The sequence below is a fragment of the Streptomyces sp. NPDC001222 genome (assembly GCF_042896945.1).
Classification (GTDB): Bacteria; Actinomycetota; Actinomycetes; order Streptomycetales; family Streptomycetaceae; genus Streptomyces; species Streptomyces gibsoniae.
This window is the reverse complement of record NZ_JBIAXT010000032.1, coordinates 38466-52512: the sequence shown is the minus strand read 5'-3', so window position 1 is coordinate 52512 and position 14047 is coordinate 38466. Positions and strand designations below refer to the sequence as shown.

Here is a 14047-nt window from a genome sequence, read left to right as displayed (position 1 = left end):
GCGGCTCAGCGCGTCCGATCACCGACCACGCCCGCGAGCGGGTCACTCGGGTGGGTCCGCTCGTGTCTGAAGCTGCTGCCAGCAGCGCTGGACGTGCTGTTCAGCCTCGCGCACGGCGGCGGAGGAGGCGTCCGGGAGTACGGCCTTGTCGGCGCTGGATGTGATGCGACGGCGTGGAGAGTGGGCAGCACGGGCGACGTGTCCTCGGCAGCCCTGGTGGAGGACCGCTGCGCGGGCGATCAGGATCGTGGCGATGACTGCTGCGGCTGTCAGTGCGGCAGCCGCATGCTGATCAGACATGGCGGTGAGGGTCCTTCGTGCGGGACGGGTTCACTGGCCTCACTCCTTCCGGCGTCGCCGGGCCAGCCACACCAGGACGGTCGCCCCCGCTGCCGCCAGCAACAGTTCGCGGTGGGCACGGGCCAGTTGGGCCCCCTGGGTTGCTTTCCGCCGCACCGGCTCCGGCGCCTTCTCCTGCCATACCTGACCGGCCCGGGCCGCCTTGGCCCGGGCCAGCCCGGCGGCCTGGGCCGCTTTGTCCTTGACCGGGTCGGGCAGCCTGTCCTGTGCCTGGTGTGCCAGATCGGTGGTCTTCGCCCTCAGTTCCCCGGCCTTGAGGGCGGCTTGCTCCTTCAGCTCATCGGCCTTCGCCACAGTCTGTTCCCTGACCTCGGCGGCCTTCTGCTGGGCGCGCGCCTTGACGTCGGTCTTGGCCGCCGGCGCCTCGACTGTCTGCCCCAGCTCGGTCCGGGTGTGTTCGATCTGCTTGCGCAGTTCCTCGGGGCTGGAGGCGGTGGGCTCGTCGTGGGGCGGCTGGGTCATCGGTGCGCACTCTCCTTGATCTCGGCCACGTCGGCCTTCATGTTCTCGAACGTATGCTCGGGTGCGAGTGGCGCGGCTTGGTCGACCTGCTGCTTCCCACCCATGACCAGCACCGCGGCTGGCACACCCAGCACTGCCGTGACGATCAGCGCCGCGGCCCGCACCGGCAACGGGACCGCCGACGCGGCGATCGGGGTGGCGACCAGCGCCTGCAGCATCAGTAAGCCGACGACGCCGGCGCCGCCGAACAGGCCACCGCCCATGCCGTAGCGCTTGCCCTTCTGCGCCATCTCCGCCTGCGCCGGCTTCAGCTCACCTCGTACCAGCTCCGTCAGCTGCTGCGAGGCCCGCTGCATCAACTCGCTCACCGGCTTCTGACCGGAGCGGTCCGCGCTGTGATCGGATCCGGCAGAGTGCTGCTGCCTGCCCGACACGGCGGTCACCTCCCGTTCGTCCGAGTTTCTGCAAGCCGGGCTGCGTCCTGTGCCCGACCGTCCGACGGGCGCCCGAGTACCCCGAACGGGCGCGTTCACGGCAGGCGCTGCGGCCCGCTTTCAGCACGGAGGGTTCCGAGCGGGACGGCTGCCGCATACGCCCACGGTCAGGCCCCCGCGCCGGGGTGGCAGACGCCCGCACTTCCCTCGACGGGCGGTGCGGTCCATAGTGAAAGCAGTACTACTCCAGCAGGAGGCGATCATGTTCCTCCTCGGCATCATCCTGCTTGTCGTCGGATTCGTCTTCGGGATATCGATCCTGTGGACGATCGGGATCGTTCTCGCGGCCATCGGCGCGGTTCTGTGGATCATGGGCTCTCTGGGGCACGCAGTCGCCGGCCACCGACACTACTGGTGATCTGCCACCGCGGCCCTGCGCTGTCCTGCGTGCGCAGCCGCACCCAGCCATGCGCTGCGTCCGGCCGCCTACGAGATCGAGCACGCCACTGATACCTCAAGACATCGGGCGGCGGGTCACACCTCGCCCAGGCGCAGACCCCTCCCGCAGGGCACCCGTCAACACGGCACCCCAGCCCGCTTGGGCAACTTCGTCGGCACGTCCGTTGCCCGACGCTCCACGTCGGGCCCGGGCCCGACCTCCTCGGGCGGCGGCACCTCGGGTGCCAGGGCCTCGTCGCCGCCGGGGTACCTATTCCGCCCTGGAAGACGCGGCCTCGCCATGTCCGGCGGGTAACCTTCAAGTTCCCGCCTACGCCACCGAGGTCGCGCAGTGTGTGCGGGCGCCTCTCGGGGCGGACAGCTTGGTGGTCAGCCGTCCTGCCGACGTCATCAGGCCGCGTCGAGGTGCCGCGAGGAGCGATCAGCCGGACCATGCGGCCGGCTCGTGCTGTGGACCAGACGCAGATGACGGCGCCGGGCGTGGCGCGCCCCCCGCGGGCTGCCCCGCAGTCGGTCCTCGATGCGGTCCATTCCGTAGAGCAGCAGGCCCAGCAAAGGCAGCAGCAACACAGCGACGGCGATCATAGTGCAGATCCCTCCGGCCGGCAACACCTGGCCGGGTTCCCCCGGTCCTGGCCGGCAGTCGTGTCGTGTGAAGGTCTCGTGACCACCGGGCGCGGGCAGCGCACGTGGGCGGGCCTTTGCACTCCAGGAAGCATGGAATGCGGTGCCTGAAGCATCCGGAAAAGCATGGAGTGTGTGATCTACCAGGAGCAGACGGGTGAGTGCGAGCACATCGACTGTGGGCAGACGGACGGGGGATGCCAGGTCACCCTGGACCGTCTGGCTGTCCTGAAACCGCATGAGTTCGCCTGGATCCGTGTGGCCGAACCCCACCAGGAGGAGTTGCAGCGGCTGGGGGAGTATCTCGAGCTGCATCCTCTGGCCATCGAGGACGCGGTCCAGGCCCACCAGCGACCGAAGCAGGAGCGCTACGGCGACGTGCTCGCACTCGCGGTGAGGACACTGTGGTTCGTCGAGCAGACCGCGGATGTGGAAACCGGCGAAGTGATGATCTTCCTCGGCCCGTCCTTCGCGCTGACCGTACGGCACGGGGTGAACGATCCCACCAAGGAAGCTGCGCGCCGACTCGCGGAGCAGCCGCACATGGCACAGCTGGGGCCGGTCAGCGTCCTGCACGCGGTGACCGATGTGATCGTCGACGCCTACGCCCGGGCCGCCGCCCAAGTACGGACGGACCTGACCGAGCTGGAACAGTGCGTCTTCTCACCAGCCCGCGACGACCTGACCGAGCAGATCTACTCGCTCAAACGTGAGGTGGTGGAGTTCCGCGACGCCATCCAGCCTCTGGTCCCGGTCATGCAGCCTCTCACCACCGCGCGGGATGGCTGGCCGCGGCAGGTCGCTCCGTACTTCCGTGACGTCGCCGACCACCTCGCCCGCACCGACACCGAAGTTCGCGCTCTGGACGATCTGCTCGGTTCCGTTCTCGACGCCCATCTCGCGAAGGTGGGTACCTGGCAGAACGACGACATGCGCCGCATCAGCGCGTGGGCGGCCATCTTCGCCATCCCCACCATGGTCGCCGGGATCTACGGCATGAACTTCTCCCACATGCCCGAACTGAGCTGGCGCTACGGCTACCCGGGCGCGCTCGCCGTGATGGCCCTGGGGGCGGGACTGCTGTACCGGGCCTTCCGCCGCAATGGCTGGCTGTGAATGCGAACGGTCTCCTATGCCCCCGAGCTGACCGGCTGGGCGGTAGGAAGCGGTGGCACCCGCACTGCCATGCAGGGATTACGAGCGGCGGTGCAAAGGGTGCGGCGCCAGGTGCAAGCTGCCTGGCAGACTGTGCAGCGGGCGTGTGCGGGGCCGGGCCGGGAGCGGGACCTGGCCGTGCAGGCAGGCAGGGCGGCGCCGGCAGCCTGGATCGCCTGGGCGTTGGCCGGCTGGTGCTGGTGCTGGTGCTGGTGCACGACAGCAGACGCCAGGCGTCGAAGGGCCATGCGAAAACCGCGTCCTGGCGGAAGTGCCGACCCAGTTCACGAGCCGCAGCGTCACTCATGCCGACGACGGCGGCGCTCCGGCAGCGGACACGTGACGAGCCAACTCGGTGGCCAGTCGTCGCATGACGGCGCGGTTGGCGCGCTGCATCGTGGCCCGGACGACGGGTGCCAGCAGGCGGTCGGCGAGAGGGGCCCGCACCCACGCGTACGTGAACGAGACCTGGCTCCCGCCGCTTGGCAGCGGCTCGATGGTGTACGTGCCGTTGGCCTGACGCCGGCCCGCCGCGCTGACGTTGCGTTCGACGATGCGCCGCGGGGCGTCGGCCTCGACGACCTCGATGGCGACGTCGGTCTTCACGCCACCCAGCGTGGCGGTGACCGTGGCGCGCGATCCTATGCCGTGGCTGGGGCCGCTGTAGCGCCAGTCGGTCAGGTAGTGGTTGGTGAACCCCTCGTGGTGAGCCATGACATCGAGGAACTCGTAGACCTGCTCGGGCGTGTACGGAACATCGATCGACACGGTGACAGAGCGCATGTACCACACGGTACATGGGGCGTGTACCAATTGGTACACTCGCGACGTGACGCATAGGGACGACTCGCATCTCGAGGGCGAGGCCGGGCACGTCACGGACGGGGACCGGCGCGCACAACTGGTCGACGCGGCCGTCGATCACGTCGCGGCACACGGCATCGTGGACCTGAGCCTGCGTCGCCTGGGCTCCGCGATCGGCGTCAGCCACCGCATGCTGCTCCACTACTTCGGTTCCAAGGAGCAGTTGCTCGTCGAGATCGTCCGGACATCGGAGCGACGTCAGCGCGGCCTGCTGTCCCGGCTCCGCACGGAGCCCGGTCTCTCACCCGCCGACGTCGCGCGGCGGCTGTGGCAGCAGCTGGCGGACCCTCGACTGGCCGGTCAGGAACGGCTCTTCTTCGAGATCTGCGGGCATGCGCTGCGGGGCCGCGCCGAGGCCGTCCCGATTCTCGAAGGGCTCGTGGCGGACTGGCTGGAACCGCTCGCGGCCGCTGAGGTCGCTGCGGGGGCGGACCCTGCCACGGCCCACAACCGCGCCAGGCTGGGACTCGCCACCGTCCGCGGTCTGCTGCTGGACCTGCTCGCCACCGGTGACCGCGCCGGCGTCGACGCGGCGATGGAGGAGTTCCTCCGGCTGTACTACGGCTCGGCGTGACGGAGTCGCTGATCAGGCCAAGTGGCCAGGCCCGACGACGCACGCTGGAACCTAGCCGTGGTCGGATCCGATCCCGCGCAGCAGGAAGCAAGTGCGTAGGCAATTGTGCTGAACGCCTACCGCTGCCCTTGACGCAACTGTGCCGCTCGCTCGATTTGGGCCGTCGCGCGCCACTGCGAGACGCCTCCCAGGAGCGTTCCGGCCACAGCCACCCGGCTGGTCACCACAGCGGTTGCGCTGGTCCACACGGGGGCCCTTCCTTCGTCGGCGCCCTGTCCCTGCCCACGGGGCCACCGTACGAAGCGATGGCGGCCGTCGGGACCCTGCTTGGGACATGCGATATGCCGTCCCCCGGTGTCACGTACGGAGCGGCCTCGCCGTCCTGTCAGGCGAGGTCCGTCAGGTCCTCCGCGAATACCTGTGACAGAGGTTGCGGTCCCACGTACTGCTGGCAGTTGCACTGGCCGGCCTCGTAGCGCAGGGGCTTCTTGTTCTCGTCCCAGGCCGTTGGCACCTCGACGCGTTCGTGGCACCGGCCCTGCTTGTCGTGCTTGGCGAGATGGTGCGTGCATCCGCACACGGGCTCCGGAGGCTTGTGCGCTGCCGCGACGGCCAGACGTTCCTGTTTCGCCGCCTCCAGCAACTGCAACTTGCGCTCATGCCGATTGCGCAGTGCGGTGCGGACGTTGTCGGCTGCCCACGCGAAGCCACCCGTCCAGAAGACGATGAGGACCCACCAGATCCAGTTCACCAGTTTTCCCTCCCCCCTGTGCTGCCGCGGATCAGCATAAGGGCCCATCCGAGGCACCTTCATCTTGTCATGGAGGCCTCATACACGCCTTCCGGCGTGCCGCAGATCGAGTCCCGTTCCAGTGAACAAGTGACGATCCGCGGTCGGCGGCTTCGACCGTGTGGTCCGTGGCCGCCAGGCCCGGGACGCCGCGGTCTCGCATGAACCCTCGCCGTCCCGTGTCGCCACCAGCACGGCTGCCTGCTGTGGAGTGCACACTTCAACCCCGCGTTGCTCACCCGGCCATGACCTTTACAGAACTGGAATGGCAGCATGTACAACCATTCGGAAGGCACGCACGTGATACTCCTGTGAAGTCGCAGACGCTTCGTCGCGGCGCCGTACCAGTGACCCTGCTCAGCCTGTTCGTGCTGGCCGGATGCTCAGAAGGCGAAGTGAGCACGAGGAACGAGCCGATCACAGGGCCAGTCACCGTGAGCGTCGACGATCGCACCCTCACAGTGATGGCGGGATCAGGCGGGTGCGACGAAGCTCCTCAACTCCGGGCCTTCGAGACGTTGACGACGGTCTCCCTGGCTGTGCATGTCACCACTCGCATCCGCCCCGGCGAGGCATGCCCGGCGGACGCCCGATTCGGACCGGCCCGCGTGACCCTCCAGGCCGTACTCCTGCGCGATCTCACGAATCGCCATGACGGCAGCCTCGGTGCAAGGTCTGGTATTTCGTCGTGATCGGCTCTCTCTCGACAGATCTAACGGCTGTGCGCTGACGGTCAGTTCCCGAAAGAAGTGTGACGTTTCGTCCAGCCCGTAGACCTGTCGCAGCACGCGATGACGGGCCCATACTCCAGAACCTGACGAGTCGACGGGCGAAGGAGCACGGTGAGCGCAGCGGCGGCGGCAGGGACCTGGAAGCTCGGAGACCTGGAGGTGAATCGCATCGGCTACGGCGCCATGCGGCTGACGGGCAACGGCATGATGGGCAACTCCGACGGCACACCGATCGACCGCGATGCCGCCGTCGGCCTGCTGCACAGCGCTTTCGAGCAGGGTGTCAACCACGTCGACACAGCCGCCTTCTACTTCTCGCCACTGCGGTCCGCGAACGAGCTCATCCACCGCGCCCTCTCATCCTGGTACGGCGACGTGGTCGTTGTGACCAAGGTCGGCCCGGCGCGCGGTCCCTCCGGCGATTGGCTCACCATGGCTCGCCCCGACCAGCTGCGCGGCCAGGTCGAGGAGAACCTGCGCCAGCTCGGTCGGGACCACCTGGACGTGGTGAATCTGCGCCGCGATCCCGGTACGGCCTCGATCACCGAGCACTTCGGCGCCCTTGTCGAGTTGCGCCAGGCGGGCCTGATCCGCCACCTCGGGCTCTCCAACGTCCGCCCAGAGCACGTGACCGAGGCCCTGACGATCGCGCCCGTGGTCTGCGTGCAGAACTCCTACGGCCTGGACTGGCGCCGCGCCGATGAGAGCGGGCTGGTGGATCTGTGCCGTGAACAGGGCATCGCCTTCGTCCCGTACTTCGCCGTCTCCGGCCTGCGGCGCGAGGCGGCAGCAAGCGATGAGGGCGACGCGCGCGTCCACGCTGTCGCTCGTGCCCACAATGCGACGCCGGCCCAGATTCGGCTCGCCTGGACTCTCCACCGTGGACCGCACGTGCTGGCCATCCCCGGCACCACGAACCCGGCACACCTCACAGAGAACGTCGCCGCGGGAGCCCTGCGCCTGACCGAGGGGGAGCTGGCAAGTCTCGACCAGCCGGGTGAGGGCTCCGCCGAGGCCCCTGCCACCGATGCTCGATGAGGTTCCCAACTGTCTTGAACGCGAGACCAAGTAGGCAGGAAACGAGCCGGCTCTGAGAGTCGTCGCGTGATGGGGACGCAGACGCGGTGCAGGGTCAGAGGGACTTCCAGAGGCGGAAGCGGGACTTCTTTGCGACCGGAGTCATTCTGCTGTGAACCCGCACTCGACTCTCGCCCCGCAGTTCCTGCTCTCCGGTCAGACGGACGCTCCCGGAGGAGTTGATCGTGACAGAAGAGTGGGGGACGGCCCGCAGAGCCGACACATCTGCTTCCAGCGTCATGGAAGAGCGGTGCTCCAGCTGGGCACTCAGCGTCGTGAGGTTGGGAAGGACATCCCGCAGTTCGCCGAAATCGATGCGGTTCTGCACTTCCGCCGTCAGGCGCAGAGACCGGATCTGCGGAAGCCGTGGCAGGTGAAGTTCCACGAGACCGGACAGTTGGGTGAGAACTATATCAAGGTCGACGAGTTCGGGCAGCGCCACCAGTTTTCTCAGCTCGGCTGTGGCAAAGGGGGTACGGACATCAGCGGCCAGATGAAGTCTCGCGAGCCGTGGCCAGCGTTCAATGCCGTCCAGGACCGGTGCGCTCAGAGTTGACGGCCCCAAGGTGAGGGTCCGCAGATGTGACGGCAGGGGCAGGTTCGTCAGCCTCCCCCAGGGTTGGCGGCTGTTGATGGCGATCGACGTCAGTCCCCGCAGTTGGGCGAGGGGACTCATGTCCGGCCCCACCGGCATCTTCTCCAGTTGCAGATGCTCAATGTCGGCGTCGGGGATGTGTGAGTAGTCCTTCAGGCTGCCGCAGTCCTGGAGTCTCAGCGAGCGCAGGCGTGGCGCGCAACCGGCGAGAAAGCGGAGATCGCGGAAGGAGTCATTGCTCACCAGTCGCAGCTCGGTGGGCTCGGTGGCGAGCAGCCCGGGCATCATGAGGTCCTCCGGGAAGGAGCCGTTGATCTCCAGTGCCATTACTCGACCGATCCGGTCGAGGGCGGACAGCTGGGAATCCGTGCTCACGGTGAGGTGCACACCGGTCAGTTCCATCTCGGACAGGATCTCGTCGACGAACCGCTGGTCGTCGAATGAACTCCAGGCGTCAACCACCTTTTTCCGCACAAGGGCATCGGGGTGGTCTCGGAACTGCCGCAGGATCTGGAAGGCATGCTCGCCGCCGATTCGGGCGGCCGTCTCCACCGTGGCCGCCGCCTCCCTGTCGTCCAGGTGGTCCGGCCCCGGCAGGAGATCGAGCACGACCGGCCCCGCGCCGGCCAGCTTCTCCGCCGCCTCGGAGTCCCGGGGCGGGAGCAGCAGGGCCGCTCGTTCCTCCGCCTCGCGTCGCACCGCCGGCGCCAGCATGGTGGCGTGTTCCAGGCTGGCGGCGGCAAGCAGGTGCAGTCGGGTACGGATCTCGTCGTCCGGCGCGGCGTCTCCCCGCTCCAGCAGGCTGCCGATCAGCGTGGCGCGTTCCTCGGGGCGGCCGTGCCCCACGGCCATCCGGACCACGTCCTCCCACTGCGGGTCGGCGGCATGCTCCGCGATCTGCGGGAGGTCCTGGGCCTCGACCGCCGCCTTCGCTCCGAGATAGTCCTGGAACGTGCGGTGGACGAAATCGACGGTCTGCGGGGTGGGTTCACGCAGCAGACCGCTGCGGCGCAGGAGGTGACGTAGGACATCCCGTGCCCGGTCCGGCGGGGCCACACCGGGCATTGCGGGCAGCAGCCGCTCGATCAGCCTGACCACCTTGTCCTGTTCCGCCTCGGTCTGGCCGTTGCGGATCAGCCACCAGGCGAGCTCCTGGAGGAGCTGCCGCTGAGCGTCCTCCGGAATGTCGAAGCCCTCGGGTGCGCCCACGTCGCGTTCCTTGTCGCGGCGGACAAGCAGCATGGTGAGCGCCGCGCCGTACAACTCCATCCGGCTCTCAGGTAGATAGGTACGGCGATCGCGGTGCAGCGCGCAGATCATCGCGCACATCAGCGGATTGGTGGCGAGACGTGCCAGGTCTCTCTTACGTCGCAGGGTGTCCAGCAGGCGCTCTCTGTACAGGTCACGCTCCGGCGCGGCCTCGGCGCTCTCTCCGAAGGCGGCCTGGTGCCAGCGCCCTACGAATGCCTCGACGTCCTGCTGGTTCATGGGCAGCAGATTCAGCTCGGTGAAGTCCCGGCGCGTCAGCCAGCCCTCGCTCACGGCGGTGGGGCGGGTGGTGATGACGCAGTTGCAGTCGGGATAAGCGGCAAACAGCCCGGTGAGCCATTCCTGGGTTCGTTCCCGGTCACGTTCGGGGATCTCATCCACACCGTCGATGAGAAGCAGCGCACGGCCCGAGCGCATCACCTCCTCCGCCCAGTCGGGCGGCGGGCTGAGCGGAGTACCGGTGGCGGCCAGGAAATTGCTGGGACTGGGCAGAGCCCCTTGCCTGATCAGTGTGCGCAGCGGCAGCACAAAGGGCACGCAGTCATCGAGATGACCGAGCCGATAGCTGAAGTCGTCCCGGGCCGCGGTGATGGCCAGCCACTGGATGAGGGTGGTCTTCCCGGAGCCGGCCAGACCACGCAGCAGCACCCGGCGCTTTCCGGACAGGGCGGACTCGACGCGCTGACGGCCGCTGGGCACGTCAAGCCTGGGGACGGTTTCCAGGAGGTCTGCGCGGTCCTGGCTGCTCTGGTGGGACAGCTCCAGGCTCAGGTAGGCGGTGTCGAGCGGCCATTGCGCATGGTCACTCCTGCTGAAGTCGAGCCCGAAGATGCGGAGTTCGCCGTAGTTCCGCTCCACGTACGAACGGTAGTCGGATTCGAAGCCGGCGCGTGGTGCGCGGCTCCGGCCCGCGTCTTCCAAGGTGGGAAGCTCTCCGAGGTGTTCGAGGTACGCGTCGTAGAAGCCCGCGACGATGTGGATCGCGGTTGCCGGGACGGCCGTGAGGCGACCGTGCTGCCAGCCGTCGGGGTCGGTGGTCACCACACCCACCAGCAGCTCTCCGTCGAAGAGAGCTGCCCCGGACATCCCCGCCCATGGGGAGCCGCCGTCCCGCCGGGGTGCCGGCGGCGTATGGACGAGGTCGACCACGTACCCTCCACGCACCATGCTCGACCCCGGCTTGAGCGTCCCGACCAGCTGCTCGCTGTCGAGCTGCCCTGTCCCACTGCGTTGAACAGCGGGGAAACCGATCGCCTGGCAGTTGGGGCGCGGTTTCAGATCACTGGTCTGTCCCCAGCGGACCGGCCCCCAGTCAGCGGCGGTCTCGGGCGCGACCAGGTCCTCGGCGGCCAGCAGTAGTGCCACATCGCAGTTCTCGTGGGTTCCGTCCCAAACCGGTCGGCACGGGATCCGTCCGCGGCCCTCGGGAACGATGGCCTGAACGCTGTCGCCGCCCACGACGACATGGGCTGCGGTGAGGACCAGCCGTGGGCCGAGAAGATATCCGCTGCCCTGGCGAGAGGCGCCGAGAACGGCGGCGATGCGCTCCTTGCGCGGACCGGACACGGCGCGTCACCCGCCTACTCGGTGCGGCCGAAGGCCGAGGTGTCCGCCGGGGCGTCGTTGCCGACCTCCCAGCCACCCCCCGTACGCGCGTTCTTGGGCCGGAGCGTGAAGTCGACCCTGTGGGTGTGCGCCTCGGACCGGCCGGCATCGGCGTCGGCAGAGATCACCCACGCGCGCACACCGGACTTCACACGCACGTCACGGCGCAGTTCGACCGTGAACTCCAGATGGATGTCCCCCACCTCAAAGGAGAGTTCAGCGCCGGTTCCGCGCGCTGCGGCGGTGAGCAGCTCATCGCGTACGGCCTGGACGGCGTCCGCCAGCTCGATCCCGTCGATCCCAGTGATGTCGTCACTCACCTGGTCAACGCTATGCCAACGGACCTGCCCGCGCCATGAGTTCGGGCGCTGGCGTCAAGGGGCTGTCTCCTGCGCCAGGCGTTTCATCGGCATCCGGTGCCGGGATGCAGCGAGTAAGCGCAACACCACATCGGCGAGGTCTCGGCCGAGGTCGAAGGTTCCCGATCAGTCAGTGGTGAAGGCCCGGTCGTCCCAGCAGGGCGCGGGTCAGCAGTCCGCTGGAGATGCCGAGGCCGGTGGCGGCGGCTGCCCACCACGGTGCCCAGGGCAGGAGTCCGAGGGCCTGGTCGGCCGACCAGCGGCCCGGGCCGGTGAGCGTCAGCGCGGCGGGCACGAGCAGCAGGACGAGCGGGTACTCGTAGCCGTCGTGCTGCACCCACAGTCCGTTGCGCCACTTCACCGTGGCCGCGACCGTCATGACTCCGGCTGCGATGGTGGCCGCCAAGGGGGTGAGCGCTCCCGCGCACAGCAGCAGGCCCGCGGCGATCTGCCCGAGGCCCGCGGCGGCCGCGGTGAGCCGACCGCCGCGGAACCCGTCCGCTCGGAACTCCGCCGCTCCGCCCTCTATCCCGTGGCCGCCGAGGCGGTGGCTGACCTTCTGGATCCCATGCCCGGCGAACAGCAGGCCCACGGCCAGCCTCAGGATGAGCAATCCGGTGTTCATCACACTTCCTCATGCGGGGGTAGGTGGTTAAGGAGTGGTGAGTCTCCGTGCGTCACAGCACGAAGCAGGCGTCGAAGATCTCGGGAGCGGTTTCGGGGGCGAAGCCGCGGGCGGCGCGCCACTGCCGGTGCTGCTCGGACTCGGCGACCGCCTGGCCGAGCAGTTCCGCCTGTCGTGCGCCCGAGATGCTGGGTTTGACGGTGGCCTGATAGCCGCCGAAGTGCGCCACCGGGCTCCAGGCGGGACTGACCGTCGGGATCGGCTCGTCCAGGCCCTCGTACTCGCCGACGGCGTACACGATCCGGCCGCCGACGACGGTGAGCAGCGATTCGATGTGCGGGATGTCCTGTTCCGGGACCGTGAAGAAGTCGTCGGAGAGGATGGCCAGGTCGCCGTAGTAGCCGGGGGCGAGGATGCCCTTGACGTCCTGTTCGCCGGTGAGCTTGGCGCCGGCCTGCGTGTACATCTCCAGGGCGGTTTGGCGGCTGACGCGGTTCTCGGGCGGGTAGATCGTCAGGTCGCCGACGGTGCGGCCGGCGACCAGCCAGTGCAGTGCTACCCAGGGGTTGTAGGAGGAGACCCGGGTGGCGTCGGTGCCGGCGCCGACGGTCAGACCGCGGTCCAGCATGGCGCGGATCGGCGGTGCCTCGGCGGCGGCTCCGGGGCCGTAGCGGCGTACGAATGCCTCGCCCTGGAAGGACATGCGGTTCTGTACCGACAGGGCGCCGCCGAGTGCGGCGATGCGGTCGAGGCTGTCGCGGGAGACGGTCTCGGCGTGGTCGAACAGCCAGCGGTTGCCGGCGGGGAAGAGGCCTTCGGCGGCGAGTTTCTCGAACACGGCGAGGTCGCGGCGGATGGTCTCGTCGTAGGTGGCGTGCAGGCGGAAGCCCCAGCCGTTCTCCATCAGCAGCCGTACGGCCTGCTCGAACTCGTCTTCGTACGCGCCGAGTTCGGGCCGTGGCTGGGCGAAGTTCTCGAAGTCGGCGGCGGCCCAGGTCAGGTTCTCGCCCGCGCCGTTGAGGCGCAGCCATTCGTCGCCGTCGCCGGGGCGGACCATCTCGATCCAGCGCTTGAGGTCGTCGATCTCCTGCCCGCCGGTCTGCGGGAAGAGGTGGTAGGCGATGCGCAGCGACAGCCGGCCTTCCTGGGCCAGGTCGATGACGGTGCCGTAGTTGTCGGGGAAGTTCTGGAAGCCGCCGGCCGCGTCGATGGCGGAGGTCAGGCCGAAGCGGTTGAGCTCGCGCAGGTAGTGGCGGGTGGAGAGCTTGAGGTCGTTGCCCTGCAGGGTGGGGGCCTTGGCCAGCGTCGAGTAGAGGATCAGGGCGCCGGGGGCGGCCAGCAGCATGCCGGTGGGTTCACCGCCGTGGCCGCGGACGATCTGCCCGCCGCGAGGGTCGGGGGTGTCCTTGGTGAAGCCGGCCGCCTGGACCGCGGCCCGGTTCATGATGGCCGACTGGTAGAGGTTCAGTACGAACACGGGAGTGTCGGGGGCTGCGGCGTTGAGTTCGGAGACGGTCGGCAGGCGTTTCTCGGCGAACTGGTCGGCGGAGAAGCCGCCGACGACGCGGACCCACTGGCCCTTGGGGGTGCGGGCGGCCTGCTCGCGGAGCATGGCCAGGCCCTGCCGCAAGGTCGGGACGCCGTCCCAGCGCAGTTCCAGGACGTAGTTCAGGCCGCCGCGGATCACGTGCAGGTGGGAGTCGTTCAGACCGGGGATGACCCGGCGGCCCAGTGCGTCGACGACCCGGGTCTTCGTGCCGATCAGGTGCAGGATGTCGGCGTCGTCGCCGACCACCGTGACCTTGCCGTCCTTGATCGCGACCGCGCTCGCCTGCGGACGACGCGGGTCACCGGTGTGGATCTTGGCATTGCGCACCACGACGTCCGCGATGTGGGCCGCGGGGTACTCGATGCCCAGGTGCACATTGCGCACCGTGGCCTCGGGGGCGTTCTCGGCGGTGACCGGAAGGCCAGCCACAGGCATTGTGGCCATGGAAATCATCTCCAGAAGGTGGGGGGTCTCAGATGCTGTGCGAGGGGAGAGGAGGGTGTCGCCGGTCCGCG

At 68.7% G+C, this 14047-nt stretch carries 14 protein-coding genes; 4 read left to right on the top strand and 10 right to left on the bottom strand.

All coding sequences use genetic code 11. The annotated features are described in order from the left end of the window. Positions 1 to 42: 42 nt before the first annotated feature. From ACFY2Z_RS32495 to ACFY2Z_RS32485, 3 genes are read right to left on the bottom strand one after another with little or no spacing between them, the layout of a single operon-like run. Positions 43 to 300 (bottom strand): hypothetical protein, encoded by a 258-nt coding sequence (locus tag ACFY2Z_RS32495; protein ID WP_390747640.1) that lies wholly within the window; start codon positions 298 to 300, stop codon positions 43 to 45. 39 nt (positions 301 to 339) lie between these two features. Beyond that, positions 340 to 822 (bottom strand): DUF3618 domain-containing protein, encoded by a 483-nt coding sequence (locus tag ACFY2Z_RS32490; protein WP_390747639.1) that lies wholly within the window; start codon positions 820 to 822, stop codon positions 340 to 342. After that, positions 819 to 1265: a phage holin family protein gene (locus ACFY2Z_RS32485; protein ID WP_390747638.1), complete on the bottom strand. Its 447-nt coding sequence runs from the start codon at positions 1263 to 1265 to the stop codon at positions 819 to 821. The genes ACFY2Z_RS32490 and ACFY2Z_RS32485 overlap by 4 nt, the downstream gene beginning before the upstream one ends. Before the next feature lie 253 nt (positions 1266 to 1518). On the opposite strand from ACFY2Z_RS32485, the gene ACFY2Z_RS32480 reads away from it, so the two are divergent. After that, entirely contained in the window at positions 1519 to 1674 is a 156-nt protein-coding gene (locus tag ACFY2Z_RS32480; protein ID WP_390747689.1) for a DUF6131 family protein, read from the top strand. A gap of 431 nt (positions 1675 to 2105) precedes the next feature. Here the strand turns inward: ACFY2Z_RS32480 and ACFY2Z_RS32475 are convergent, their stop codons facing one another. Then, the gene (locus tag ACFY2Z_RS32475) at positions 2106 to 2300 is read right to left on the bottom strand and encodes a hypothetical protein (RefSeq protein ID WP_390747637.1); all 195 of its coding nucleotides are present in this window, start codon (positions 2298 to 2300) and stop codon (positions 2106 to 2108) included. Between the two features lie 165 nt (positions 2301 to 2465). On the opposite strand from ACFY2Z_RS32475, the gene ACFY2Z_RS32470 reads away from it, so the two are divergent. Further along, positions 2466 to 3455 carry a magnesium and cobalt transport protein CorA gene (locus tag ACFY2Z_RS32470; RefSeq protein ID WP_390747636.1) on the top strand — a complete coding sequence of 330 codons (990 nt, stop codon included), beginning with the start codon at positions 2466 to 2468 and terminating at the stop codon, positions 3453 to 3455. A gap of 342 nt (positions 3456 to 3797) precedes the next feature. Here ACFY2Z_RS32470 and ACFY2Z_RS32465 read toward each other — a convergent pair whose 3' ends face one another. Further along, entirely contained in the window at positions 3798 to 4277 is a 480-nt protein-coding gene (locus tag ACFY2Z_RS32465; RefSeq protein WP_390747635.1) for an SRPBCC family protein, read from the bottom strand. Positions 4278 to 4323: 46 nt separating this feature from the next. On the opposite strand from ACFY2Z_RS32465, the gene ACFY2Z_RS32460 reads away from it, so the two are divergent. Beyond that, positions 4324 to 4932 (top strand): TetR/AcrR family transcriptional regulator, encoded by a 609-nt coding sequence (locus tag ACFY2Z_RS32460; RefSeq protein ID WP_390747634.1) that lies wholly within the window; start codon positions 4324 to 4326, stop codon positions 4930 to 4932. Between the two features lie 385 nt (positions 4933 to 5317). Here the strand turns inward: ACFY2Z_RS32460 and ACFY2Z_RS32455 are convergent, their stop codons facing one another. Beyond that, positions 5318 to 5683 carry a hypothetical protein gene (locus tag ACFY2Z_RS32455; protein ID WP_390747633.1) on the bottom strand — a complete coding sequence of 122 codons (366 nt, stop codon included), beginning with the start codon at positions 5681 to 5683 and terminating at the stop codon, positions 5318 to 5320. Positions 5684 to 6564: 881 nt separating this feature from the next. Here ACFY2Z_RS32455 and ACFY2Z_RS32450 point away from each other — a divergent pair. Further along, positions 6565 to 7491 (top strand): aldo/keto reductase, encoded by a 927-nt coding sequence (locus ACFY2Z_RS32450; RefSeq protein WP_390747632.1) that lies wholly within the window; start codon positions 6565 to 6567, stop codon positions 7489 to 7491. Positions 7492 to 7585: 94 nt separating this feature from the next. On the opposite strand, the gene ACFY2Z_RS32445 is transcribed toward ACFY2Z_RS32450, so the two are convergent. The 4 genes from ACFY2Z_RS32445 to ACFY2Z_RS32430 all read right to left on the bottom strand — a co-directional run bounded on the left by ACFY2Z_RS32445 (position 7586) and on the right by ACFY2Z_RS32430 (position 13976). Next, positions 7586 to 10960, bottom strand: coding sequence for an NACHT domain-containing protein (locus ACFY2Z_RS32445; RefSeq protein WP_390747631.1), 3375 nt, complete (start codon positions 10958 to 10960; stop codon positions 7586 to 7588). A gap of 14 nt (positions 10961 to 10974) precedes the next feature. Further along, a complete protein-coding gene (locus ACFY2Z_RS32440) occupies positions 10975 to 11319 on the bottom strand; it encodes a trypco2 family protein (RefSeq protein WP_390747630.1) in 345 nt (114 codons plus the stop codon). 169 nt (positions 11320 to 11488) lie between these two features. Then, entirely contained in the window at positions 11489 to 11983 is a 495-nt protein-coding gene (locus ACFY2Z_RS32435) for a DoxX family protein (protein WP_390747629.1), read from the bottom strand. 52 nt (positions 11984 to 12035) lie between these two features. Further along, on the bottom strand, positions 12036 to 13976 hold the full coding sequence (locus tag ACFY2Z_RS32430; protein WP_390747628.1) for an amidohydrolase: 1941 nt from the start codon (positions 13974 to 13976) through the stop codon (positions 12036 to 12038). Between the last annotated feature and the right edge of the window lie 71 nt (positions 13977 to 14047).